Source organism: Pseudomonas khorasanensis, assembly GCF_014268505.2.
GTDB lineage: Bacteria > Pseudomonadota > Gammaproteobacteria > Pseudomonadales > Pseudomonadaceae > Aquipseudomonas > Aquipseudomonas khorasanensis.
On the sequence record NZ_JABWQP020000001.1, the window covers coordinates 401,554 to 427,015 of the forward strand.

Annotated in this window: 24 protein-coding genes; 4 read left to right on the forward strand and 20 right to left on the reverse strand. The window is 59.9% G+C overall.

What is annotated here, in order from left to right; translation table 11 throughout:
- Positions 1–5: 5 nt before the first annotated feature.
- Together HU727_RS01955 and HU727_RS01960 are read right to left on the reverse strand one after the other, a co-directional pair.
- A complete protein-coding gene (locus tag HU727_RS01955; protein ID WP_186534200.1) occupies positions 6–812 on the reverse strand; it encodes an alkaline phosphatase family protein in 807 nt (268 codons plus the stop codon).
- 89 nt (positions 813–901) lie between these two features.
- The gene (locus HU727_RS01960) at positions 902–1,969 is read right to left on the reverse strand and encodes an ABC transporter substrate-binding protein (RefSeq protein ID WP_186534199.1); all 1,068 of its coding nucleotides are present in this window, start codon (positions 1,967–1,969) and stop codon (positions 902–904) included.
- 350 nt (positions 1,970–2,319) lie between these two features.
- Between HU727_RS01960 and HU727_RS01965 the strand changes: the two genes are divergently transcribed.
- Complete coding sequence (locus HU727_RS01965) at positions 2,320–3,033, forward strand: UTRA domain-containing protein (protein ID WP_186534198.1); 714 nt, start codon at positions 2,320–2,322, stop codon at positions 3,031–3,033.
- A gap of 493 nt (positions 3,034–3,526) precedes the next feature.
- Here HU727_RS01965 and HU727_RS01970 read toward each other — a convergent pair whose 3' ends face one another.
- The 8 genes from HU727_RS01970 to minC form a co-directional block, all read right to left on the reverse strand.
- The gene (locus tag HU727_RS01970) at positions 3,527–4,852 is read right to left on the reverse strand and encodes an amidohydrolase (RefSeq protein ID WP_186534197.1); all 1,326 of its coding nucleotides are present in this window, start codon (positions 4,850–4,852) and stop codon (positions 3,527–3,529) included.
- 63 nt (positions 4,853–4,915) lie between these two features.
- Positions 4,916–7,069: a mechanosensitive ion channel family protein gene (locus HU727_RS01975; protein WP_186534196.1), complete on the reverse strand. Its 2,154-nt coding sequence runs from the start codon at positions 7,067–7,069 to the stop codon at positions 4,916–4,918.
- Between the two features lie 74 nt (positions 7,070–7,143).
- Entirely contained in the window at positions 7,144–7,320 is a 177-nt protein-coding gene (locus HU727_RS01980) for a hypothetical protein (RefSeq protein ID WP_186534195.1), read from the reverse strand.
- Positions 7,321–7,553: 233 nt separating this feature from the next.
- Entirely contained in the window at positions 7,554–8,843 is a 1,290-nt protein-coding gene (locus tag HU727_RS01985; protein ID WP_186534194.1) for a M18 family aminopeptidase, read from the reverse strand.
- 179 nt (positions 8,844–9,022) lie between these two features.
- Positions 9,023–9,658: an RluA family pseudouridine synthase gene (locus HU727_RS01990; RefSeq protein ID WP_007960625.1), complete on the reverse strand. Its 636-nt coding sequence runs from the start codon at positions 9,656–9,658 to the stop codon at positions 9,023–9,025.
- 91 nt (positions 9,659–9,749) lie between these two features.
- The gene (minE, locus tag HU727_RS01995) at positions 9,750–10,004 is read right to left on the reverse strand and encodes a cell division topological specificity factor MinE (RefSeq protein ID WP_003223146.1); all 255 of its coding nucleotides are present in this window, start codon (positions 10,002–10,004) and stop codon (positions 9,750–9,752) included.
- On the reverse strand, positions 10,004–10,816 hold the full coding sequence (gene minD / locus HU727_RS02000; protein WP_042558418.1) for a septum site-determining protein MinD: 813 nt from the start codon (positions 10,814–10,816) through the stop codon (positions 10,004–10,006). Before minD ends, minE begins: the two co-directional genes overlap by 1 nt.
- A gap of 169 nt (positions 10,817–10,985) precedes the next feature.
- On the reverse strand, positions 10,986–11,723 hold the full coding sequence (minC, locus tag HU727_RS02005) for a septum site-determining protein MinC (RefSeq protein ID WP_186534193.1): 738 nt from the start codon (positions 11,721–11,723) through the stop codon (positions 10,986–10,988).
- Between the two features lie 117 nt (positions 11,724–11,840).
- Here minC and HU727_RS02010 point away from each other — a divergent pair, with 117 nt between their 5' ends.
- Positions 11,841–12,773: a lipid A biosynthesis lauroyl acyltransferase gene (locus HU727_RS02010; RefSeq protein ID WP_186534192.1), complete on the forward strand. Its 933-nt coding sequence runs from the start codon at positions 11,841–11,843 to the stop codon at positions 12,771–12,773.
- A 36-nt stretch (positions 12,774–12,809) separates the two neighbouring features.
- Positions 12,810–13,982: a patatin-like phospholipase family protein gene (locus HU727_RS02015; RefSeq protein ID WP_186534191.1), complete on the forward strand. Its 1,173-nt coding sequence runs from the start codon at positions 12,810–12,812 to the stop codon at positions 13,980–13,982.
- A gap of 90 nt (positions 13,983–14,072) precedes the next feature.
- On the opposite strand, the gene HU727_RS02020 is transcribed toward HU727_RS02015, so the two are convergent.
- From HU727_RS02020 to puuE, 8 genes are all read right to left on the reverse strand, one after another.
- A complete protein-coding gene (locus tag HU727_RS02020) occupies positions 14,073–14,858 on the reverse strand; it encodes an outer membrane protein OmpK (protein ID WP_186534190.1) in 786 nt (261 codons plus the stop codon).
- Between the two features lie 372 nt (positions 14,859–15,230).
- Positions 15,231–16,016, reverse strand: coding sequence for an outer membrane protein OmpK (locus HU727_RS02025; RefSeq protein WP_186534189.1), 786 nt, complete (start codon positions 16,014–16,016; stop codon positions 15,231–15,233).
- A 162-nt stretch (positions 16,017–16,178) separates the two neighbouring features.
- The gene (locus tag HU727_RS02030; protein ID WP_186534188.1) at positions 16,179–17,531 is read right to left on the reverse strand and encodes a nucleobase:cation symporter-2 family protein; all 1,353 of its coding nucleotides are present in this window, start codon (positions 17,529–17,531) and stop codon (positions 16,179–16,181) included.
- 168 nt (positions 17,532–17,699) lie between these two features.
- Positions 17,700–19,004, reverse strand: a complete 1,305-nt coding sequence (locus tag HU727_RS02035) for a urate hydroxylase PuuD (RefSeq protein WP_186534187.1) — start codon at positions 19,002–19,004, stop codon at positions 17,700–17,702.
- Positions 19,005–19,055: 51 nt separating this feature from the next.
- The gene (locus HU727_RS02040; RefSeq protein WP_016982872.1) at positions 19,056–19,559 is read right to left on the reverse strand and encodes an ureidoglycolate lyase; all 504 of its coding nucleotides are present in this window, start codon (positions 19,557–19,559) and stop codon (positions 19,056–19,058) included.
- Between the two features lie 126 nt (positions 19,560–19,685).
- Positions 19,686–20,681, reverse strand: a complete 996-nt coding sequence (gene alc, locus HU727_RS02045; protein WP_186534186.1) for an allantoicase — start codon at positions 20,679–20,681, stop codon at positions 19,686–19,688.
- A gap of 88 nt (positions 20,682–20,769) precedes the next feature.
- Positions 20,770–21,285, reverse strand: a complete 516-nt coding sequence (gene uraD, locus HU727_RS02050; protein WP_016773760.1) for a 2-oxo-4-hydroxy-4-carboxy-5-ureidoimidazoline decarboxylase — start codon at positions 21,283–21,285, stop codon at positions 20,770–20,772.
- Positions 21,282–22,208, reverse strand: a complete 927-nt coding sequence (puuE, locus tag HU727_RS02055) for an allantoinase PuuE (protein ID WP_186534185.1) — start codon at positions 22,206–22,208, stop codon at positions 21,282–21,284. The genes uraD and puuE overlap by 4 nt, the downstream gene beginning before the upstream one ends.
- 420 nt (positions 22,209–22,628) lie before the next feature.
- Between puuE and uraH the strand changes: the two genes are divergently transcribed.
- The gene (uraH, locus tag HU727_RS02060) at positions 22,629–22,982 is read left to right on the forward strand and encodes a hydroxyisourate hydrolase (RefSeq protein WP_007913983.1); all 354 of its coding nucleotides are present in this window, start codon (positions 22,629–22,631) and stop codon (positions 22,980–22,982) included.
- A 191-nt stretch (positions 22,983–23,173) separates the two neighbouring features.
- Here uraH and HU727_RS02065 read toward each other — a convergent pair whose 3' ends face one another.
- Both HU727_RS02065 and HU727_RS02070 read right to left on the reverse strand, forming a co-directional pair.
- Complete coding sequence (locus HU727_RS02065) at positions 23,174–23,800, reverse strand: LysE family translocator (RefSeq protein ID WP_186534184.1); 627 nt, start codon at positions 23,798–23,800, stop codon at positions 23,174–23,176.
- A gap of 85 nt (positions 23,801–23,885) precedes the next feature.
- Entirely contained in the window at positions 23,886–25,235 is a 1,350-nt protein-coding gene (locus HU727_RS02070; RefSeq protein ID WP_186534183.1) for an NCS2 family permease, read from the reverse strand.
- Positions 25,236–25,462 lie beyond the last annotated feature (227 nt).

The window sequence follows — 25,462 nt, forward strand, 5'->3', positions numbered from 1 at the left end:
GGCATTCACTTGAGCAGCTCCCGGCACACAGGTTTGTCGTGGGGCACGCCGAGCAATTCGCAAATCGTGCCGCAGAGCTCGGTCTGCTTCGGTGTGGCGTCAGGGTTCAGACTGAAGGCATCGCCAAGGACGAACAGCGGAACCTGGCGTTCTTCCGGCAGCAGGCCGTTGTGTGAGCGGTCGTTGTTCATGCCGTGATCGGCGGTCACCAGTACCTGATATCCAGCGTCGAGCCACGTATGCAGATAATCGGCGAGGATGATGTCTGCCGAGCGCGCGCTGTTGCGGTATTGCGACGAGTCGAGGCCGTGTTTGTGGCCGGCGTCGTCGATGTTCATCGGATGGATCAGTAGAAAATCCGGCGCGTGGCGAAGACGCAGGTTTTCTGCGTCGGCGAACAGGTGCGAATCGGGGTAATGATCGTGCCAGTAGAAATGGCCGTGCTGGATCGGCAGCGAGGGATCGTCGGTGTGTCGGTCGCGGGCGGCCACGAACGGCGAACGGTTGTAGAGCTCGCTGACCCAGTGATAGGCCGCGGCGGCAGTCGTCAGGCCGGCGTCGCGGGCGTAGTGATAGATGCTGCGCTGACTGGACAAGCGCGAGACGCTGTTGTGGACAATGCCGCTGTCGATGGGCGGCACGCCGGTGAGGATGCATTCGTAAAGCGGTCGGGACAGGGCGGGCAGTTCGCATTCCAGCTGATAGAGCGCTGCGCGTCCCGCGCCGACGTAAGCCTGCAGATGCCCCATGGCGTGACGCGCGACCTCGTAATTGAGGCCGTCGAGCACGACAAGGATGACGTTGTGCTTCATAGGGGCAAGAACTCCGAAAACAAATCTGGAACCAACCTGTGTAGGAGCCGCCGCGGCCCGAGCCTTCGGCAGCTCCTACAGATGAATAATTACTTCATCTCGACGATGACTTCTTCGTTCCACTGCTGTGGCAGAGCTTTGGAGGTCTTTTCCCACGCATCAGCATCCTTGATCGGGGTGACCTTCTTGTATTGCTCGTTTGGCAGCAACTTGGCTTTCACGTCTTCGGGCAGTTGCAGGTGTTCGGCGCGGATCGGCCGGGCGTTGCCACGGGCGAGGTTGGTCTGGCCGGCGTCGCTGAAGATGTATTCGCGGGTCAGCTTGGCGGCGTTCGGGTTTTTTGCATACTTGTTGATGATGGTGGTGTAGCCGGAAATCACCGAGCCGTCGGACGGGATCAGCACGACATAATCATCCGGATTGGCCATCTTCGCCTTGTAGCTCAGGCCGTTGAAGTCCCAGACCACACCGACTTCGATCTCGCCTTTTTCCATGGTGGCGATGGTCGGGTTGGCCATCGACAAGCGACCCTGTTTGGCGATGTCGGCGAACAACAGCAGGGCAGGTTTGATGTTCTTCTCGTCACCACCGTTGGCCAGTGCAGCGGCGAGGACGCCATTGGCGGCCTGGGCGGCGGTGCTCACGTCACCGATGGAGACCTTGTATTTACCGCTTTTCAGGTCAGCCCACTTGGTCGGTACTTCCGAACCATGCAGCAGCTTCTTGTTGACGATGAAAGCGATAGTGCCGGTGTAGGCCAGCGCCCAGTTGCCGTCCTTGTCCTTGGCCCAGTCCGGGACCTGGTCCCAGGTGCTTGGCTTGTAGGGTTGCACCACGCCTTGCTTGACCGCGATCGGGCCGAAGGCGGCACCGACATCGCCGATGTCGGCCGTGGCGTTGTCTTTTTCGGCGGCAAACTTGGCGATTTCCTGGGCCGAACTCATGTCGGTGTCGATGTGCTTCAGGCCGTATTTTTTGGCCAGGTCTTCCCAGGTGCCTTTCCAGTTGGCCCAGTCATCGGGCATGCCGACGCTGTTCACAGCGCCTTCCGCCTTCGCAGCGGCTTCGAGGGTTTTCAGATCGGTGTCTGCCGCCATGGCGGTGGTGCACATGGCAATGGTCGAGCCTAACAGTGTTGCCAGGAAAAGCTGTTTCATTCTTAAGCTCCTTGGTCGTGTTCAACGCTGCGATTGCGGATTGTGTTGGTCTAGGTCAGCAATACCTGAGCCAATTTAGGCGGGTTGGATGACACTTTGATGTCGATGGCCTCGTCTTGGGTCTTCTCCATGCCCGGGATCGGCGATTGCCAGCTAAGCGTAGACCATGGCGGAGCCCCGGCAGGCAGGGGACTTGGCCGATGTATTGCAAGCCGTGAGAGCGACCGTTCGGTAGTTTTGTCATCTGTCGGTCATCTGCACTGCCTAGGCTTGCAACACAAGGCGTCGGTAGATATCTCGGTCGGTTTTGCCCCGAAACAGTGCTGGTCTAGTCCAGATAGGTAACGTTGATGCGTGATGAGGCAACCAAAGCGGTGACAGCGATTGGCCAGGTACTGCAGGAGCAGCTCGATCACGGGTTGCTGGCGGCGGGCAGCAAATTGCCGGCTGAACGCAAGCTTAGTGAGTTGTTTGGAACAACGCGGATCACGGTGCGTGAGGCATTGTTGCAGTTGGAGGCGCAGGGGCAGATTTATCGCGAGGAGCGGCGCGGCTGGTTCGTGTCGCCGCCGCGTCTGGCTTATAACCTGATGCAGCGCAGTCACTTTCACGCGATGGTCAGTGCACAAGGGCGCGAACCTTCGACCGAGGTGATTTCGGCGCGGTTGCAGCCGGCTTCGGCGGCCGTGTGTGCGTGGTTGCAGTTGCCGGCGTTGTCGAGCGTGATTCAGATTTGCCGGTCGCGGCGCATTGACGGGCGCCTGGTGCTGTATGTGGAGCACTATTTGAATCCGCAATTTTTTCCCGGGATTCTGGAGTTTGATTTGAATCAGTCGATTACCGAGCTGTATGCGCGGCATTACGATTTGCACTATGGGCGGGTGCGTTTCGAGATTGTGCCGACGGCGTTGTCGGTGGATGCGGCGGCCGCCTTGAGGGTGTCAGTGGGGAGTCCGGGGTTGCGGATTGCTCGGGTCAATTATGATCAGCATGAGCGGTTGATTGATTGTGATCTGGAGTTTTGGCGGCATGATGCGATTCACGTAGGCGTTGATGTGGTTTGAGCTTGTTTGACCTTGGCGGCCTATGGGCCGACCAGGTTCTTTGGGTTTTGGGTGAATATCCGTTTCTGCGGGTGTTGCGGCTGGCGGTTCCGCTCTTACAGCGGGTCACTTTTTCAAACGCCGGAATGCCGGCCCAGCAAAAAGTAACCAAAAGGCTGTGCCCTGACGTTCGGCCCGCTCGCTGGGGCTCGGGGTTCCTTCGCTGCGGGATCGATCCTGGCGCAGCGGCTCCGGTTTGCTTCGCTGCACCTACACTCGCTGTGTACGACTGCGTCGTACGGTCGCTTCGCTCCCACGCCCGGATCAATCCCTCCACTCAGCCTGCCGACGGGCTTTAAGATCAAGAGCGGTACTCGAGCTTGCGCTCATTGTGTTGAGTGGGGCGGCTTTGCCGCTGGGGTGCTTTGCTTTTCTGTGGGAGCGAGCTTGCTCGCGATGCATGGCGACGCAGTTTCCCTGGAGCAGCCTCGTTGCACTCGACAGCTCCTACAGGTTATTTGGTATTGGTATAGAGGTAGTCGGTCGCCAACGACGCCAGTGTCCTCACCCCAACCACCAGCGCCGACTCATCCACGAAGAATCCCGGATTGTGATTCGGCGCGGCCTTGCTCATGTCCTGATCCCTCGGCGTCACGCCCAGGAATACAAACAGTCCCGGCGCTTCTTTGGCAAAGAAGGAAAAATCTTCTGCACCCCCCACCAGTGGCCCTTGCACCACATCGTCCTTGGCGGCCCATTTCAGCGTCGGCAGCATTTTCTCCGTCAGCGTCGGGTTGTTGATGGTCGGGTCGTATTTTTCGATGATGGTGACGTCGGCTTTCGCGCCGCCGCTTTCGGCGATTTTCTCGATGGTCTGGCGGACGTCGGTGTGCAGTTTCTGGCGGATGCCGTAGTCGTAGGAGCGGATGGTGCCGGTCATGTCGACTGACTCGGGAATGATGTTGTAGCGGGTGCCGCCGTTGATGGTGCCGATGCTGACCACCGACGGGTATGAGGAGATATCGGTGCGGCGGCTGACCACGGTTTGCAGGCCGACGATGGTTTGGGCGCCGACGGTGATCGGGTCGATGCCGTCCCAGGGGCGGCCGGCGTGGGTTTGTTTGCCGTGGATTTTGATGCGCAGGTCGTCGGAGCTGGCAAGTGTCGGGCCGGGGCGGTAGGCGATCTGGCCGGCGGGAACGCCCGCCCAGACGTGCAGGCCGAAGACTGCGTCGGGTTTCGGCGATTTCATCACGCCTTCTTCGACCATCATCTTCGCGCCCCAGGTGTTTTTGCCATCGGGGATGAAGTCGCTCGGGCCTTCTTCGGCGGGCTGGAAGTAGAACACCACGGTGCCGGGAAGGGTGTCGCGCATGCCGCTCAGAATTTTCGCGGCGCTGAGCAGGATCGCCGTGTGTGCGTCGTGGCCGCAGGCGTGCATGACGTCGACTTCTTTATTGAGGTAGGTGCCTTTGGCTTTCGAAGCGAACGGCAGGTCGGAGACTTCCTTGACCGGCAGCGCATCCATGTCGGCGCGCAGGGCCACGGTCGGGCCGGGCAGGGCGCCTTTGAGAATCGCGACCACGCCGGTGCGGGCGACACCGGTTTTCACCTCAAGGCCCATGGCGTTCAGCTGCTTGGCAACCAGATCGGCGGTGCGTTTTTCCGTGTTGCCCAGTTCCGGGTGGGCGTGGAGGTCGCGGCGGGTTTCCAGCAGTTCGGGCTCAAGCTTTTGCGCCTGCTCGGCGATCTGTGTGCGGGCGCTGTCCAGGGTTGCGGCGCCGGCATGGCTGGCGGCCAGGGTGAGTAAAACAGTCTGGGCGATACGTGTCAGTCGCATGGGCTTGTCCTTGATTATTGTTGTCGGCTTCCTTGCCTGTGACTGCAACTGCGCGCTCGAGTGCTATTCCTTCGGCTGACCGCCACCGGCTGTGATCACCTGCACACTCATGCGCGGCGTCGCCAGGTCCAGCCCGGCTTCGTCCAGATGTCGCTTCAGCGACAGGTTGAACGCCCGGGAAACTTCCCACTGTTTGATCGGCGCGGTCTTGAACCTTGCGCGCAGAATGGCGCTGCCGGACTCGAAACTCTCGACACCCTGAATTTCCAGCGGCGACCAGATGTTGCGGCGTTGCAGCGGATCGGTGCGCATCTTCTGGCCGACGTCGCGCATCAGTTTGATGGCGTCGTCGATTTCCATGTTGTACGGCACCGCGACGCGGAAGATCGCGTAGCCGAATTCACGCGAGTAGTTCTTGATGCTTTTGATTTCGCTGAACGGAATGGTGTGGACGATGCCGTCGATGTCGCGCAGGCGCACGGTGCGGATAGTCAGGCCTTCGACGGTGCCGAGGTGACCGCCGACATCGACGTAGTCGTCGATGGCCAGCGAGTCTTCGATGATGATGAACAGACCGGTGATCAAGTCGGCGACCAGTGACTGAGCACCGAAACCGATGGCCAGCCCGATCACACCGGCACCTGCCAGCAATGGCGTGACGTTCATGCCCATATTCGCCAGGGCAACGATCAGGGCGATGATGAAGATTGTCACGAACAGCACGTTGCGGATCAGCGGCATCATCGTTTGCGCGCGCGCGTTGGCCAGGCCTTTGCGCGAGCGGGTGAGGGCGTGGTGCACGGCGGTGTCGGCGAGGATCCACACCAGCCAGGAAAATATCAGCGTGCCGATCAGGCTGAACAGTTTGACGCTGACGTCGTGGCCTTCGCCATCGGCAAAGGCAATCAGCGACTGGCCCCAGACGCGCAGCCCGAGCTCGATGAAGATCAGCCACACCAGCAAATGCGCGAGGGTATAGAAGAAGCTTTTCAGGCGCTCGGAGTAGAGTGCGTGGCGCTTGGCGCCGCGTTGCGGTCTGAGCGAATGACGGCGCACGAGGCCATTGATGACCATGCACAGCACGAGCAGTACGGTGCAGATCAATGACTGGCGCAGTGCGGTGCTGGTGTCGCCGGCGGAGACGAACGTGGCGAACAGCGAGATGCCGACCAGCACCAGTGCCGGCACGTACCAGAACGTGCCGAGGATTTCGATCGTGTCACTGAGTGCGCGGCGGGTCAGGCGTCGCGACAGCGGCTGATTGCGGATCAAGTGCGCGATCGGCCGACGGAATCGCAGAATGAACAGGCCGGTCGACAGCGCGGCGAGCACATTGGCGGTGGTTGCGGCGGTGTGCGCCAGATGCACGCCCAGGCTTTCTACCAGACGCGGATCGCTCAGCGCTTCACCGAACGCGGCGAAGCTGCCGATCAGCCACAGCGGCCGAAATGCCTGATGGCGCAGGATGTACAACGCGCGATGGCGGTGCGGGCCATCAAGCAGGGAGAAGGCAATCACGCAGATGGCCGAGAAGCAGGTGCCCACCACCAAGGCATAGGCCAGCACCATCGCCAGGCTTTTGCCCAGCGAAGACGGCAGCACGTAGCTCATGTAAACGGTCATCACCAGCGCGATCAGCCATGGCCCGAGCTTGCGCAACGCGAAACGGAGCATGTCAAGGGCCTTGGGGTGCTGCGGCAATTCTTCGGTGAGGCCGAAACGCAAGCGCACGCGGTGGCCAAGCCAGATCAGCGCGGCGGCAAGCAGGCTCCAGACCATCAGGATGACGGCGAAACCGAAAATGATCGGCAGCCATTCGTTGGCTGGCAACAGCATGCTGGTGAGTTCGTCCTTGGCCAGATCGAACTCGTTGGACCAGCGTCTGATCGGGCTATCGGCGCCGGAAAACTGTTTTTCGAAGTTGGCGAGGGTGCCGCCGATCAGGCCCAGCACGCCTTCTTCCGGTGTGGCTTGGGCTTGCTTTGTGGCGTCGCGCAGCTTCTTTAAATCGGTCAGCAATTGCGCGCGTTGCTTGTCGTTCTCCAGCGACTTGATGACTTCATCCAGTGACTGGCCGAGCGGTTCCTGGGCTTCAGGTTGCGGCTTGGAGGTATTGAGCATGCCGGGCAAGCCGACCGCTTGTGCGGGCGCCAGCGGCAGCAGCGTCATCAGGCAGACAAGGAACAGACCGGGCAAAGCAGAAAGACGAGCGAACACCAGAGGACAACCTCGCGAGGGGCGGATGCGCTGGAGTGTACGAGGCCCAATGGCTCAATGCGAGCCGGGCCCGGTTATTCGTTCAGTTTGGCGAGGATCTTGTAGATCACGGTGGCGAGGATCGTCAGCATGCCGACCCACATGGCGAACACACCGACGTTCTTGTCGCGGAAGTTGAAACCGACGGCCAGCAGGATCATCCCGGTCAGGATCGGGACAAGCATGGCGTGGAAGGAAGACATCGAGATCATGGTGACTGCCTTGTCGAGAGATATGGTCTGAGTCTAGGCGGCTTTTGGAATCCGGGGCGTGAGGTGGCTCCGGGACCCGATCAAGCCAGTGGCAACTTTGCTGTCTGAACTGGCGCTTTTCGCGAGCAGGCTCGCTCCCACAGTTTGAATTGCATTTCAAATGTGGGAGCAAAGCCTCCCCTGCAACTCATCTCAACGGTGGGAGCGAGCCTGCTCGCGAAGCTTTTCAGCTTTTAAGGCAGTTCGCGACTGGCATAGAACGCGCTGAGCACTTTGACCAGATGCGCCAGGTCATGACTGCCGCACAGTTCGCGGATCGAGTGCATGGCGAACGTCGGCAGGCCGATGTCCACCGTGCGCACACCCAGATGGCTGGCGGTGATCGGGCCGATGGTCGAGCCGCAGCCCATGTCGCTGCGCACCACGAAGCTTTGCACCGGCACTTCTTCGGCCATGCACAGATGGCGGAAAAAGCCTGCAGTTTCGCTGTTGGTGGCGTAGCGCTGGTTGCTGTTGACCTTGATCACCGGGCCCGCATTGAGTTTCGGGCCGTGGTTGGCGTCGTGCTTGTCTGCGTAGTTGGGATGCACGCCGTGTGCGTTGTCGGCCGATACCAGCAGGGATTTCTGGATGGTGCGGACGAATTCGTCACCTTCCGGCAGCAGACGGCGCAAGGTCTGTTCGAGCATCGGGCCGTCGGCACCGCAGGCCGAGCAGGAACCGACTTCTTCGTGGTCGTTGCACACCAGCACGCAGGTTTCGTCGGTTTCGGCGGTGAGCAAGGCTTGCAGGCCGGCGTAGCAGGACAGCAGGTTGTCGAGGCGCGCCCCGGCAATGAAATCACCGTTCAACCCGATGACCGCAGCGCTTTGGGTGTCGTAGAAACTCAGTTCGTAATCCAGCACCACATCGGCATTCAAACCGTGTTCGCGGGCGAGTTGATCGGTGAGCACGGCGCGAAAATCGACCCGCTCATCGCCGGCAAACTGCGCGAGGATCGGCGGCAGCTCCGTCTGTGCATTGATCGCCCAGCCTTGATTGGCCTCGCGATTGAGGTGAATGGCCAGGTTGGGAATGATCGCGATCGGTGCCTTGAAGTCGATCAACTGGCTCTCGACCTTGCCGTCACGGCGGAAGGTCACGCGGCCGGCCAGCGACAGATCGCGGTCGAACCACGGCGCCAGCAATGCGCCGCCGTACACTTCCACGCCCAGTTGCCAGAAGCCCTGGCGCTGCAGTTCCGGCTGCGGCTTGACCCGCAGGCAGGGGCTGTCGGTGTGGGCGCCAACCAGACGGATACCGCCGTGCAGCGGTGAGTTGCGGCCCATTTTGATTGCGACGATGGAAGAGTCGTTACGGGTGACGTAGTAGCGGCCGTTGGCCTCGGTGGCCCATGGCTCGCGCTCGTCGAGGCGCACGTAACCGGCGGCCTCCAGGCGTTGAACGAGACTGGCGGTGGCATGAAACGGGGTAGGGGAGGCCTTGAGAAAGTCGATCAGGCCCTGGTTCAACTCTGCGCGCATAAGAAACTCCAGACAGCAATGGGCGGGAGTTTAACGTATTGGCCGGACAATTGAATCTGCGCTGGATCCCCTGTGGGAGCGAGCCTGCTCGCGAAAGCGATTGATCAGTCAGCATCAATGTTGAATGTAATACCGCTTTCGCGAGCAGGCTCGCTCCCACATGGGCTTGGTGATGCCTGTCAAAACGGTGCCGGGCACTCGAAGCGCAGGCGTTCGCCGGTCTGCGGATGAGTGAAGCTGAGCATGCTCGCGTGCAGGCACAAACGCGGCCAGGCGGCCAGCGCCTGCTCGTGGGCGTAGAGCCCGTCGCCGAGCAACGGATGACCGATGGACAACATGTGCACGCGCAGTTGGTGCGAGCGGCCGGTGATCGGCGTCAGCTCGACGCGGCACCAATCGCCGCAGCGCTCCAGCACACGCCAGAAGGTCAGCGCATGCTTGCCGAATTCGTGATCGACGACGTGGCGTGGCTTGGTCGGCGGATCGTATCGCAGGGGCAGATCGATGCTGCCGCTGTCCAGCTCCGGCTGACCCCAGGCCAGCGCGGTGTAGGCTTTTTCGGTTTCGCGGTCATGAAACTGGCGCGACAGTTCGCGGTGAGTGTCAGCATCACGGGCCAGCAGGATGATGCCGGAGGTTTCCCAATCCAGCCGATGGACGATGCGCGCTTCCGGGTAGCCGTTTTCCTGCAGGCGGGTAATCAGGCAATCCTTGTTGTCATCGGCGCGACCGGGCACCGAGAGCAGCAACGTCGGTTTGTCGACCACCAGCACGGCGGCGTCCTGATGAATGATGCGGATGTTGGACAGCGGCATTAAAACAGCCTCGTAACAAATGCGAACGGCGGCTCAAGGCCATTCCGCGAGGGGAATGACCTTGAGCCACCGCCGTTCCTGCCAGATCGACTCAGCGATCGGGCAGGGTGATGTTGAGTTCCAGAATCGAGCAACTGCCCTGGCTTTCCAGTGCAACGTGTACGTCATCGTTGCCGATGTTGACGTACTTGCGGATCACGTCGACCAGTTCCTTTTGCAAGGCTGGCAAGTAATCCGGTGTGCTGCGCTGGCCACGCTCATGCGCCACGATGATCTGCAGACGCTCTTTCGCTACCGAGGCGGTACTTGGCTTTTTGTTGGCACGAAAGAAGTCAAAAAGGTTCATTACCTACCTCCAAACAGGCGCTCGAAGAATCCCTTCTTCGTAACATCGAGGAAACGATGTTCTTTTTCTTTGCCCAGCAGACGATCAACGGCATCGCTGTAGGCCTGACCGGCGTCGCTCTGGTCGTCGAGAATGACCGGGACACCCGAGTTGGAAGCCTTCAGGACAGCCTGGGATTCCGGGATGACACCCAGCAGGGTCACTGCCAGAATTTCCTTCACGTCTTCGACGCCCAGCATTTCGCCATCGCTGACGCGCTGCGGGTTGTATCGGGTCAGCAGCAGGTGTTCCTTGATCGGCTCTTCGCCTTGTTCGGCACGACGCGACTTGCTGGCCAGGAGGCCGAGCATGCGGTCGGAGTCTCGTACCGAGGACACTTCCGGGTTGGTCACGATGATCGCTTCGTCGGCGAAATACATGGCCAGGTGCGCACCTTTCTCGATGCCCGCAGGGGAGTCGCATACCACGAAGTCAAAGTCTGCCTTGAGTTGCATCAGGACTTTTTCCACGCCTTCGACGGTCAGCGCGTCTTTGTCGCGGGTCTGGCTGGCCGCCAGTACGTAGAGGTTTTCCAGGCGCTTGTCTTTGATCAGTGCCTGTTGCAGGTTGGCTTCGCCGTTGACGACGTTGACGAAGTCATACACCACGCGGCGCTCGCAACCCATGATCAGGTCAAGGTTACGCAAGCCCACGTCGAAGTCGACGATTACTGTTTTGTGGCCGCGCAGAGCGAGACCGGTACCGATAGCGGCGCTGGTGGTGGTCTTACCCACACCACCCTTGCCGGATGTAACCACGAGAATCTTGGCCAAGGTGTTTCACCCCTAAGGAAGAAGGACTTTCTAGCCCCTGAAAAACATCTCTTGAAAACTACTGCAGTCGGACAGCCTTGGCTGGAATTTGGCTTTTGGCCTTTTTCCTACTTCGTTTGAGCCGTTTTCGCTACGTTTTAGAGATGCTTGGAAAATGCGGCAGTATCCGTTAAAGCCGAATGATGTTCAACACGTCGCCCGATAGGCTGATCTGAACGCCCGAGCCCCACATTGGATCGCGGCGCAAGTCTTCGGAGACCTTGTAATGACCGGCGATGGAGATCAGTTCAGCGCTCAATTGCTGACAGAAAATCCGTGCCTTGGTGTCACCTTTGACGCCGGCCAGCGCGCGGCCGCGCATCGGGCCGTATACATGGATGTTGCCATCGGCAAGAAGTTCCGCCCCCGGACTGACCGAAGACACCACCACCAGATCGCCACCCTGGGCATAAATTTGCTGGCCACCACGTACTGGCGTGGTGATTACGCGGGTCGGTTTGACCGTGGGCTCGGGCGGTTTTTCCGGTTTCTTTTTGACTTCGGCTTCCGGGGTTTCCAGCGGCCGCTCACGCGCACCGGACGGCGGTAGCACGGGGATGTCGATGGCGATGGCGGCGGCGATGTCTTCGATGCGACTGGCACGAATGGCCAGCGTGCGCAGGCCGTGCTGACGGCAGACGCGCATCAGCCCCGGCAAATCGATCGCGCCCTGGCTCGGCGGCAGTTTGTCGAGCGCCAGAACCAGCGGTGCATTGCTGAAAAAATTCGGCGCCTGGGCGACTTTGGCGGCCAACTGCCGATCGAGGCTTTCGAGGTCGTTACGGGCCAGTTCCAGCACAGTAATGGCCAGCATGCTGCCCTTGAGCTGGAATACGGGATCTTGGTCTAACGGGTCGGTTTGGCTCATGTCGGCATACAACGGCTTGTCACTAAAAGTGCCGAGACTTATAACGAGAACGCCCGCGAGCCGCAAGCCGGGTCGAACGATGTAGAATGCGCGGCCACTGTATTTACGGAAGCTTTAATGGATCGCCCGCGTTTTCGAAAAGCATATCTTGCTCCGCGCTTCTGGCCGCTCTGGTGCGGTCTGGGGCTTTTGTGGCTGATCGTGCAGTTGCCGTATCCGGCGCTGTTGACCATCGGTCGAGTTTTAGGCGCGTTGATGTATCGCGTGGCCGGCGACCGGCGGGCCATCGCCCGGCGCAATCTGGAATTGTGCTTCCCGGAAAAAACCGCCGCCGAGCGCAAACGCTTGCTCAAGGAAAACTTTGCGTCCACCGGCATCGCCTTTTTCGAGATGGCGATGAGTTGGTGGTGGTCGCGCGAACGTCTGGCGAAGCTGGCCCATGTCGAAGGCCTCGAGCATCTGCAGAACGCTCAGCGAGAAGGCAAAGGCGTGATCCTGATGGCGGTGCATTTCACCACGCTGGAAATCGGCGCGGCCTTGCTCGGCCAGCAGCACACCATCGACGGCATGTACCGCGAGCACAAAAATCCGTTGTTCGATTTTGTGCAGCGCCGTGGCCGCGAGCGTCACAACCTCGATTCGCTGGCAGTGGAACGTGACGACGTGCGCGGGATGCTCAAGCTGCTGCGCTCGGGTCGGGCGATCTGGTACGCGCCGGATCAGGACTATGGCGCCAAGCAAAGCATCTTCGTCCCGCTGTTCGGTATTCAGGCCGCGACAGTGACGGCGACCACCAAGTTTGCCCGCTTGGGCAAAGCGCTCGTGGTGCCGTTCACTCAGGAGCGCCTTGCCGACGGCAGCGGGTATCGCCTGATGATTCATCCGCCGCTGGAGGATTTCCCGGGCGAGAGCGAAGAGGCCGATTGCATCCGCATCAACCAGTGGGTCGAGAGCGCCTTGCGCGCTTGCCCCGAGCAGTACCTTTGGGCACATCGCCGCTTCAAGAGCCGCCCGCCGGGCGAGCCGAAGCTTTACCCCAAGCGCCGCTGATTCACCCCGTCCTGATAAGCACTCTGGAGTGTTGCGATGAGCCCTGCTGAACCGGTCACAGGTTTGATTCTTTCCGGCGGCGGGGCTAGGGCGGCGTATCAGGTCGGGGTGCTGGCGGCGATTGCCGAATTGCTGCCGCCGGGTGCCGACAATCCTTTTCCAGTGATTGTTGGCACCTCGGCCGGGGCGATCAATGCGGTCAGCCTCGCCAGCGGCGCCACGGACTTTCGCGCCGCCATCGAACGGCTGACGCTGTTCTGGCAGGGCCTTCGCAGCCCTCGCGTTTTGCGCAGCGACTGGCCCGGTGTGATTCATCAGGCCAGCCGTTTTGTCAGCCACAGCCTGCTCGGCATCGGCCGGCAAATGCCGGTAGCGCTGCTCAACAGTTCGCCGCTGCGCGAGCTGCTCAATGAAAAACTGCACCTGCCCGGCATTGCCGAATCCATCGCGCGCAAGCAATTGCACGCGGTGGCGGTGACCGCGTTCGGCTACGAGTCGGGGCAGGCGGTGACGTTCTATCAGGGTGGCGGAACCATCGACGCCTGGCTGCGGCATCGACGCATCGGCGTGCCGACGCAACTCTCGGTTGATCACCTGTTGGCCAGTTCAGCGATTCCGCTGTTGTTCGAACCCGTGAAAATCGGCGAGGAATATTTCGGCGATGGTGCGGTGCGGCAATCAGCGCCGATCAGTCCGGCGCTGCATTTGGGCGCCAGCCGCGTGCTGGTGGTGGGCGTCAGCGGTAATCCGCGCGGACTCGATCCGCAGCAGCCGCTGGAGCGCGCCTACAGTGGCCAACAACCGACGCTGGCGCAAATTGGCGGGCACATGCTCAACAGCACGTTCATCGACAGCCTCGAGAGCGACATCGAGTTGTTGCAGCGTCTGAATCAGTTCAGCCATTTACTGCCCGCCGGTACGCCGACGCGAGCGCTGGGCGTAGCCCCGGTGGAGGTGCTGGTGATTGCACCGAGTCAGCCGATCGATGAAATCGCGGCGCGGCATCGTCAGGAACTGCCGGCGGCGTTGCGCTTGTTTTTGCGCGGGCCGGGAGCGACGAAGACGAGCGGGGCGGGGGTGCTGAGTTATCTGCTGTTCGAGGCGGGGTATTGCAGCGAACTGATCGATCTTGGGCGGCGTGATGCGCTGGCGAAGCGCGAGGAGTTGTGCCGGTTTTTGCGGATATCCGAAGCAGTAGCTCCCGCCTGAAATCTGCGCTGAGGCCTTCGCGAGCAGGCTCGCTCCCACATTGGAACCCGGTCTAAATGTGGGAGCGAGCCTGCTCGCGAAGCTTTAGGGTCAGAAGTGGTACTTCACCAGGAAGTTGGTCACGCTCTGATTGGTCTTGAACGCACCAGTGTCGTCGATGCCGTATTTGTCTTTCCAGTAATCGTATTCCACACCGACATACAACTGCTTGTCGCCGAAATGCAGCGCCTTGCCCAGGTCGTATTTGACCTGCGGGTTGAAGTGCAGGTTGGCGTGATAATCGCCCTTGGCGTTGGAGTCGTTGTCGGTGACCCAGTCCATGTAGCCGTCGATCAGGATGTCCGAGTCGCCGACCGGGATGGTGTAGGACCAGACCGGGGTGATCTGCCAGACGTTGTCACCGGCGCGCGAGCCTTCGGTGTGGCGCTGATAGAAGTTCAACTGGAAGTAATCGAAACCCGGGATGGCGAGGTCGAAACCCGGACCGATCAGGTAGGACTCGGTGTCACCTTCGCCGAACTCGTAGGTCATCGCCAGCAGGACGTCTTTGATCGGGCCGAACTCGATCTTCTGGTCGAGCACCTTGCCCAGTGAAATGCGTGGCTGGAACTCGCCGTAATAAGTATTCGGGCCGTTGTTGAAGTCCTTGTTGCCGTTGTAGAAGATCTTGTCGAGGAAGAAGAAGTTATCCCCATACTTCCAGGCATCGGCATGCTCGAAGGTCACGGTCTGCTGAATGCGCGGGTTGACCTGGAAATCCTTGCCATAGAGGTAAGTCAGGCTGTTGTTTTGCCACTGCAGCAGGCCTTCGGCCATGGCCTGGCTGCCGGCGAACATCGATCCGGCCAGCATCAGGCTGGTGCACATACGTTTCATTCGGTCGCTCCCAAAGTAGGTGTTCCACATTATTTTTTTAAGATCGGCGCTCTGATGTGGCGCCTTTTTTCGTGCTGCAAAATTCATCCGATCGGTCAGCTTTGAATGCGGGTAGCAAAAGCTGCGCCAAGGCTTTCGAAAAGCACAAAAACGCCCGTTCGGCTGCTGAAAAACAGTCGATCGAGCGTGTTTTCGGGATGCCTCAGTACTGACCGGGGCCGGGATAAGTTGGCTTTCAGGTCAGGAAATGAATCCGGGCTTTTTTTTAGACCGAATTCGGAAGGCCGCGGAGAATACTGACTCCTTGGCCAGCGCTCAAGTGCCCCGCAACAGAGCACCGACGACAGGTATGGAGCACGGTTGCGGGCCATCTTAGAAGTGCACCTTCAGCAGCAGGCTGGCGGTGTTCTGGTTGGTGTCGAACGAGTGGGTGTTTTCGATACCGTATTTGTTTTTCCAGTAGCTGTACTCGGTGCCGACGTACAGCTGTTTCTGGCTCCAGCCCAGCGCTTTGCCCAGGTCGTATTTGATCTGCGGGTTGATGTGCAGGTTGGCGTGGTACGTGCCGCGCGAGTTTTCATCGTTATCGACGACCCAGTCGAGGTAGCCGTCGATGAGCACGTCGGAATTGCCCAGCGGGAAGCTGTAGGACCAGGCGGGGGTGATTTGCCAGACGCCATCGCCGGGGCGTGGGCCTTCGGTCTGGCGGCGCAAGATGTTCAGGGTGACGTAGTTGAAGCCGGGCACTTTCAGGTCGAAGCCGGGGCCGATCAGGTAGGCCTCGCTTTCGCCTTCGCCGTACTCGTAGGTCATGGCCAGCAGCACGTCCTTGATCGGGCCGAACTCGAGCTTGCGGTCGAAGATATTGCCGAAAGAAAAGCGCGGGGTGAATTCGCCGTAGAAGGTGTGCGGGCCTTTGTTCTGATCTTCCTTGCCGTTGTAGAAGATCTTGTCGACGAACAGGAAGTTGTCGCCGTACTTCCACCGGTCAGCGTGCTCGAACGTGACCGTCTGCTGATAGGACGGGTTGATCGCGAAATTCTTGCCGTACAGGTAGCTCAGGCTGTTGGTCTGCCAGAGCAGCAGGTCGCCGGCCATGGCTTGACTGGCGGCCAGCAGGCCACCAGCCAACAGAACGTTGGTTTGCGTGCGAATCATCTGTTGCTCCCTCTTGTTTTTATTGTTTGAGGCACAAGCAGTTGCGTGGTCCCTGTGGGAGCGAGCCTGCTCGCGAAGAAGGTGTGTCAGTTGCCATCCAGGTTGAATGACACACCGCTTTCGCGAGCAGGCTCGCTCCCACAGGTTCTCAGGGGTTTTTAATCAATGAGCATGGCAATCGTTGATCGCCGCACGCTCCTTGCCGCCGAGGATGTTGAACAGTAGGTTCAGCGTCAGCGCGCTGAGCGTGGCCATGGCGATGCCGCTGTGAGTGATCGGGCTCATCCACATCGGCAAGTGCGCGAAGAATTCCGGGCGCACCACCGGGATCAAGCCCATGCCGATGCTGACCGCCACGAGTAACTGATTGCGGCGGTCACCGATGTCGGCCTCTTGCAGAATCTTGATGCCGGTGGCGGCGACCATGCCGAACATCGCAATCGCCGCGCCACCGAGCACGGCCGGTGGGATCGATGCCACCAGAAAGGCAGCTTTCGGCAACAGGCTCAGGACGATGAGCAAGCCGCCGGCAACGATGGTCACCGAGCGGCAGCGCACGCCGGTCATCTGCACCAGGCCGATGTTCTGCGCGAAGGAGGAGTGGGTGAAGGTGTTGAAGAAACCGGCGAAAAACGATGCGCCCGCATCACACAACAAGCCGCGCCGCAGCATGCGCGGGCAGACTTCCTGGCCGGTGATCTTGCCCAGCGCCAGGAACATCCCGGTGGACTCGACGAAGATGATCACCACCACCAGACACATCGACAGAATCGGCGCCAGTTCAAACTTCGGCATGCCGAAATGCAGCGGGGTGACGAACTGAATCCAGGGCGCGGCGGCCATGCCGCTCAGATCGACCATGCCGGTCACGCCGCACAGAACGTAGCCAAGACACATGCCGATCAGCACGGAAATGTTCACCCAGAAACCGCGCATGAAGCGGTGAACCAGCAAGATGGTGGCCAGCACCAGCGCGGCGATGGCCAGATAAATCGGTGAGCCGAACTGCGCTGCGTCGGCACCGCCGCCGGCCCAGTTCACGGCCACGGGGAACAGCGATAAACCGATCGAGGTGATGACCGTACCGGTCACCAGAGGCGGGAAGAAGCGCACGACTTTGGACATGAACGGGGCGATGATCATGCCGAAGAAACCGGCGGCGATCGTTGCACCGAAGATGCCTTGCAGGCCGATGCCAGGCATGCCGGCCATGGCGACCATACTGCCGACCGCAGCGAAACTGGCCCCCATCATCACCGGCATGCGAATGCCCATCGGGCCGATGCCAAGCGACTGCACGATGGTAGCGATGCCGGCAACCAACAGGTCGGCGTTGATCAGGAAGGCGATTTCTTCACGACTCAGGCCAGCGGCCTGTCCGATGATCAACGGCACCGCGATGGCACCGCCGTACATCAGCAGAACATGTTGCAAACCGACCAGGATCAGTTGCAAAAGGGGCAAACGCTGAATGGCGGGTGCGTCGGGGATGCGCGCTTTGGATAGCTCGGACATGCAACACCTCGGATCTTTTTTATTCTTGTGATTGAACAGCTGCCGGGTTGCTCACAGCTGTTGCTTTGCATCGGTTGACCGCGTCGCGGCCAATCGCTGGCAAGCCAGCTCCCACACAGGCACTGCAAAACCCTGTGGGAGCTGGCTTGCCAGCGATGCTTTCAACAATTAATTGGTCTGCGCTCCCTGGGCAATCCATGCACCGATCAGGTCACGTTCCTGCTGGGTCATCTGTGTGATGTTGCCCAGTGGCATGATCTGCGTGGTGATGGCTTGTGCCTGGATCCGCGCCGCGTTCTGACGGATCTGCTCAGGTGTATCGAGCATCACTCCGCCAGGTGCCGCGCTGAACAACGGGCTGGTCGGCTTGGCCGAGTGGCAGACCGTGCACCGCTCCTGAATCACGTTGTGCACCTTGTCAAAACCGGGACCGGCATTGGAGGCTTGCGCCGGTGCTTGTGCGGGGGCTGCCGGTTGCGCCGCTTCAGCCGGTTTCGCGCCACCGCCCAGTGCCGTTTCCGGCAGCGGCTGGTACTCGATTTTCGCAGGCGCCTTGGCCACGTCAGGTGCCGTCGACATTGGCGCCGGGCCAGTGACGTACGCCAGACTGATCATGCCCACTGCCGCTACCGGCAGGGTCCAGGCGAACTTGTGGCTGTCGTGACGGGTGTTGAAGTAGTGACGCACCAACACCGCCAACACCGCGATCCCGGCCAGGATCAACCAGTTGTACTGGCTGCCATAAGTGCTCGGGAAGTGGTTGCTGATCATGATGAACAGCACTGGCAGAGTGAAGTAGTTGTTGTGACGCGAACGCAGCAGGCCTTTGGCGGGCAGTGCCGGATCGGGCGTGCGGTTCTCGGCAATCGCCGCGACCAGTGCGCGCTGCGCCGGCATGATGATGCGGAACACGTTGCCGACCATGATGGTGCCGATGATCGCGCCCACATGCAGGTACGCGCCACGACCGCTGAACACTTTGCTGAAGCCATACGCGGCGGCAATGATCAGCACGAACAGGATGAAGCCGAGCAGAGCAGGGCGTTTGCCCAGCGCCGAGTCGCACAGAAAGGAGTAGACGAACCAGCCGACGAACAGCGAGCCGATACCGATGGCCACGCCTTCCGGCCCGGTCAGGCCGCTTCCCGGCGCCAGCAGGTAAAGCGTCGGGTTGGAGTAGAACACCACGCACAGCAGCGCGATCCCCGACAACCAGGTGAAATAGGCTTCCCACTTGAACCAGTGCAGGTTGTCCGGCATGGAGGGTGGAGCCAGTTTGTATTTTTCCAGGTGGTAGATACCGCCGCCGTGGATCGCCCACAGATCACCGGCCAGACCGGTTTTGGGGTTGACGCGGTTGAGGTTGTTCTCCAGCCAGACGAAGTAGAACGACGCGCCGATCCAGGCCACGCCAGTGATCATGTGAACCCAGCGCACGCTCAGGTTCAGCCATTCCAACAGATGTGCTTCCACAGTCTTTACCTCTCGCCTGTCACCCTTGTTGTCGGGTGCTCAGACCTTCTCTTATTGGTGGGGGGCGAGGATCAAACGCTCATCCTCTTTGAAAAAATGCTCATCGCAGTTATTGCCTGTGCCACTGCGATCAACCACCAGGAAGTCATCCCGCTTTTCGATCGTCAGCACCGGGTGGTGCCAGACGCCGCGATGGTAATTAATGCCCTGCCTGCCGTTGGTGACGAAGGCGCGGACCAAGCCTGATACAGGTTCATCGCCAAGTGGCGCGACCACGATCAGAAAGGGGTTGCCGAGCAGCGGGATGAAAGCCTGGCTGCCCAGCGGATGGCGTTCCAGCATGCAAACGGTCAGCGGCATGTCCTGCGCGTCGGCGCGGAAAATACTGATGATCGCGTTGTCCTCAGGCTGCGCGGTTTCGACCGTCGCCAGTTTGTGGAAGCGCATGGTCGAACCGTTGTTGATCATGAAGTGATCGCTGCCGTCGGTTTCGATCACGTCACCGAAAGGGGCGAAGGCTTCTTTGGTCAGCGGTTCAATCGTCAGTGTGCGCATGCTGTTCTTCTTATCCGGATTCAGTGTTGTCTGTTCTATTGTCATCGCTGGCAAGCCAGCTCCCACAGGTCTTGTGTACACCTCAGATCCCTGTGGGAGCGGGCTTGCCCGCGATTGGGACCAACCTTATTTAGCAACCTTGCCGAGAACGCGCAGGCGACTCACACCACCGTCCGGGAACACGTTCAGGCGGATGTGGGTGATCGGGCCCAGCGCCTTGATCTGCTCGACGAAGGTGTGTTCGGCGTGCATTTCCAGCTTCTGGCTTGGCAGCAATTCGCGCCAGAACAGCGACTGGGTTTCGATCTGGCTGTCAGTGCCACCCTTGACGAATGCGCCCTGGATCGAGCAGGTGTCCGGGTAGTTGCCTTTGAAGTGCAGGGTGTCGACGACGATTTTCTCGATCTCGCCCGGGTGGCCCAGCGCAACGATGACCCAGTCATTGCCCGGGGTACGACGACGTGCGGTTTCCCAGCCGTCGCCCATGTTGATGCCACGGCCCGGGTTGAGGATGTTGCTCATGCGACCGAAATGTTCGTCGGAGCAGGCGAGGGCGCGGCCACCGTTCAGGGCGGCGGCCAGGTCTACTTGCTCGTTGTCGCCGACAGCGGACCAGTCACGGAATGGAATACCGTAAACGCGCAGACGGGCAACACCGCCGTCCGGGTAGATGTTGAAGCGCAGGTGGCTGAACGCCTGGTCGTTGCTGATTTCGTGGTAGTGGTGGCTGTTGCCCTGCAGCTCGACGGCCGACAGCACTTCAGTCCACTGGGTGTTTTCATCCGGCTCGCCGGAGGCCAGGGAGCACGCTTCCAGCGACGCCGATGGCGGGTAGTTGCCGGTGAAGAATGAAGTGTCGATGTCCACGCCTTTGATCGAGCCCGGTACGCCCAGACGGATCACCGCGCTGTCGAAACCTTCGAAGCGCTTGCGGCGCGATTCCCAGCCGTCCATCCACTTGCCGTTGTCATCGAACACGCCCTCCTTCCACACGGCCGGGGTCGGTTGGAACAGACGATTGGCGTCTGCGAACCAGTCATCGGTGACCGAGATGATTTTGGTGCCCAGACGGGCATCGGCCAGGTTGACGAATTTTTCGAAAGGTACGGCGTAAGCTTTCATTCTTCTTGTCTGCCTTTGATAAGTTGGCTGGGGATGCTTGCCGGGCGCTGGGCGACGTTTGCGTTCAGTATCGCCCCGTCCAGGCTCGCTATAGGGTCAGTAAACGGAACAGGGCAATCTTGTTGATCTCCGCCAGCGCGCACTTGAATTCGGCTTCTACCGAATTGTTGATGCGCGTTTCGAACGCCGCGAGGATCTGATGCCGGTTGCTGCCTTTTACCGCCATGATGAAGGGAAACTTGAACTTGGCCTTGTAGGCGTCGTTCAGCTCGGTGAAGCGCTGGAACTCTTCGGCCGTGCATTGGTGAATACCGGCGCCAGCCTGTTCGTTGGTGCTGGCTTCGGTGAGTTGCCCCTGGACGGCGGCTTTGCCGGCCAGGTCCGGGTGAGCGTTGATCAGTGCCAGCTGACTGGCGTGATCGGCGCTCAACAAGATGTCGCTCATGCGCTGGTGCAGAGTTTCGATCTCGTCGATCGAGGCGTCTGCGCCCAGGTCGTAGGCCTTCTCAGCCACCCATGGCGAATGTTCATAGATGTCAGCGAAGGCTTTGACGAAAGCGTCGCGGCTCAGGGTCGACGGTTGCAGGGTTTGAAAGCGGCTCATTTTGCGGCCTCTTGGTACGGGTGGGTTTCATGCCAGTGGCGTGCGATGTCGACGCGACGGCTGAACCAGACCTGTTCATGACTTTTGGCGTATTCGATGAAGCGTTTGAGCGAAGCGAGGCGACCCGGACGGCCGATCAGGCGGCAGTGCAGACCGATCGACAGCATTTTCGGCGCTTCGGCGCCTTCGGCGTAGAGCACGTCGAACGCGTCTTTGAGGTATTCGAAGAAGTCGTCACCCTTGTTGAAACCCTGCACTTGCGTGAAGCGCATGTCGTTGGTGTCGAGGGTGTACGGGATCACCAGGTGCGGCTTGCCGGTCGGGTTGTTGGGTTCCCAGTAGGGCAGGTCGTCGTCGTAAGTGTCGCAGTCGTAGAGGAAACCGCCTTCCTCCATCACCAGGCGGCGGGTATTTGGACCGGTGCGGCCGGTGTACCAGCCCAGCGGGCGTTCGCCGGTGAGTTCGGTGAGGATGCGGATCGCTTCGAGCATGTGCTCGCGTTCCTGTGCTTCGTCCATGTACTGGTAGTCGATCCAGCGGTAGCCGTGGCTGCAGATTTCATGGCCGGCCTCGACCATCGCGCGGATCACATCCGGGTGGCGCTGAGCGGCCATGGCGACGGCGAAGATGGTCAACGGAATGTCGAATTCCTTGAACAGTTTGAGGATCCGCCAGACGCCGGCACGGCTGCCATACTCGTAAAGCGATTCCATGCTCATGTTGCGCGCGCCTTGCAAAGGCTGAGCGGCCACCATCTCGGACAGGAAGGCTTCGGATTCCTTGTCGCCGTGCAGAATGTTGCGCTCGCCGCCTTCTTCGTAATTGAGCACGAACGACAGGGCGATGCGGGCATTACCCGGCCAGTGTGGGTGAGGAGGGTTACTGCCGTAACCGATCAGGTCGCGTGGGTAGTCAGCGCTCACTGCAGTCTTCCTTCTTGTTCGTTGACAGATGTATGTGGCGGCCTGGCAGGCTGGCGTCACAGCGATGGGCTGATTGTATACAACTTTATTCGTATTTTGTAAGCCTGAATTTTCGCATTTTTCACCGGCTGTCATCTTTTACTGTTAAGGAGCGAAGCCTGCAAGAAACCTGCCTGACCAGTCAGCTAATGAACAGAAGGTTCAATGTTCAGGCGCCTTGCCCGTCAATCGACGGTGAAAGCCCGGATGGCGGGGGTGAGGTGAAAAATGTCGTTTTTATTGTGTACAATTTTTTTGAAAAGTGTCTTAATCAGTCGCTCGCCGCAGCTTTTTCGTGCATCGAAACAGTGCGGTCTCCTTTCAACTGACTTCGGGAGGCGCGAAGTCTGACTGCTCCACGCAGGCAGGCGCGCAGAATCAATGGGACGTTTGACTACACACGTTTTGGACGCTGCACACGGTTGCCCGGGCAGTTCGATCAAGGTCGAGCTGTACCGCGTTGAAGGTTCGCATCTGGAATTGGTCGCCAGTGCGGTCACCAACAGCGACGGCCGGGTCGATGCGCCGCTGCTGCAAGGCGATGACTACCGTACCGGGGTCTATCAGGTTCAGTTTCACGCCGGCGATTACTACCGCGCCCGTGGTGTTCAGTTACCGGAGCCGGCTTTTCTGGACGTGGTTGTGTTGCGCTTCGGCATTTCTGCCGAACAGGACCATTACCACGTACCGCTGTTGATTTCGCCGTACAGCTATTCCACGTACCGGGGCAGCTGACCCCAAGCAGCTGCCCCCACCGGGAAGCGACTGCGCATATAGCTTCTTTGGTCTTTCGCCCGCTCACACTGCGGGCTTTTTTTCGTCCATGAAAAAGTCGATTCCAGGATAAAGCCATCGCGAGCAGGCTCACCCCTGCGTCTGGAAAATCAGCCTGTAGGGCGTGAGCCTGCTCGCGATGCTTTTTGCTGTTAGCGGCTCAACAGGGACGCAGCACCCGCGCCGCTGAACAACCCGGCACTGATCCGGTTAAACCAGCTCTGGCCCTTGCCACTGCGCAGGTAGCGCGCTGCGCCATGTGCGCCTAGCCCGTAGGCCAGTTTGCAGCCAAGATCGAGCACCACCCACGTTGCAATCATGATCAGCAACTGCGGCAGGAACGGCTGTTGCGCGCTGAGAAACTGCGGCAGAAACGCGGCGAAGAACAGAATGTCTTTCGGGTTGCTCGCGCCCAGCACAAAGGCTCGCCCGAACAGCGTGCGAAAGCGTGGCACCGGCGCAGCCTGAGGCACTTCGGCGCCCACCGAGGGCTGACGCGATTGCTGCCAGCTCTGCCAGGCGAGATAGAACAGGTACAACGCGCCGACGACTTTCAGCGCGCCGAACAACTGTTCCGACGCCAGCAGCAAAGCGCCCAGCCCCAGGGCCGAAGCGCTGAGCAGACAGATCGAGGCAATCACGCCACCCAGAAACGCCGGATAGGACCGGCGCAATCCATAATTCAGACTGTTGCTGATCATCAGCAACGACAGCGGCCCTGGAATCAGGATCACCACCAATGCAGCGCCACTGAACAGCAGCCAGGTTTCCAGACTCATCGCTTTGCTCCTTTGTTGTTATCAAGATGTACAAAAGCCCCACCCGCAAGGGTGAGGCTGGTTTGAAGCTTGATCCGCGCAGCGCTTACAGGAAGATGAACTTGGCGATGAAGATCGCGCAAAGCACCCAAAGGCTGACGGAGATTTCCTTGAACTTGCCCGTGCCGGCCTTCAGCGCGACGTAGGTGATGAAGCCCAGTGCAATGCCGTCCGCCACCGAAAAGGTCAGCGGCATCATGATCGCCGTGACAATCGCCGGAATGGCGTCAGTCGCTTCGTCCCATTCAATGTGGGCCATGCCGCCCATCATCAGCATCGCCACGTAAATCAGCGCACCGGCTGTAGCGTAAGCAGGGATCATGCCGGCCAGCGGGGCGAAAAACATCGCCGCTATAAATAGCACACCCACGGTGACTGCGGTAAGACCAGTCCGACCACCAGCGGCCACGCCGGCAGCACTTTCCACGTAGCTTGTCACCGGAGGTACGCCGACCACAGCGCCGAATACGCTGGAAGCGCTGTCGGCTTTCAGGGCGCGAGAAAGGTTTTCGATACGACCGTCAGCACCGACCAGATTGGCGCGCTGGGCAACGCCCATCAACGTGCCGGCGGTGTCGAACATATGCACGAAGAGGAAAGCCAGCACGACGCTGATCATGCTGATGTTGAACACACCGGCGACGTCCATTGCCATCCACGTCGGCGCCAGGCTCGGCGGGGCGGACATGATGCCTTGATACTGCACCAAGCCCAGGCCCCAACCGGCGAGGGTGACGGTGATGATGCTGATCAGGATCGCGCCAAACACTTTGTGATAACTGAGGATGGCGATCATCAGAAAGCAGATGGCCGCAAGCAGCGGGCCTGGTTCACGCAACGAGCCGAGTTTGATCAGCGTCGCCGGGCTGTCGACGACGATGCCAGCCGTCTTCAGTCCGATCAGGCCTAGAAACAAGCCGACACCGGCGCCCATCGCAAAGCGCAGGCTGACCGGAATGCTGTTGAGCAGCCATTCCCGAATCCGCGAAAAAGTCAGGAACATGAACAGCACACCCGAGATAAACACCGCGCCGAGGGCGGTTTCCCAGTTGTAGCCCATGGTGCCGACCACGGTGTAGGTGAAGAACGCGTTAAGGCCCATGCCCGGCGCCAGGCCGACCGGCCAGTTGGCGTACAGGCCCATCAACAGGCAGCCCAGCGCGGCGGCGATACAGGTGGCGACGAAGGCTGCACCGTGATCGATCCCGGCATCGGCCATGATGTTCGGGTTGACGAAGATGATGTAAGCCATGGTGATGAAGGTTGTCAGACCGGCAATCAGCTCGGTCTTCACCGTGGTGCCATGCAAGCTGAGTTTGAACAGGCGCTCCAGCAGGCCATTACGTAATGGCGGCGTGAGCTCGAGCGGCGGTGCTTCGGATTTGCGGCTTTCCACAGCGAGTACTCCTCAAGAGTTTTATTGTTATTTCCAGGGCCGGACCCATGAGGGGCGGCAGCGGCCCTTTGAGGCATACGCGAATTTGTTGACCGTGTAGTCAGGAACTCGCACGCAGTGGATTATGCTTTTGTGTACAAATAAAGCAAATATTGTTTTTTGTTTTGTCTGCAGTTTTTTTGCTGATAGGGATATATGGCTATCAAGTTCGATTCGCGGGCGGGCTC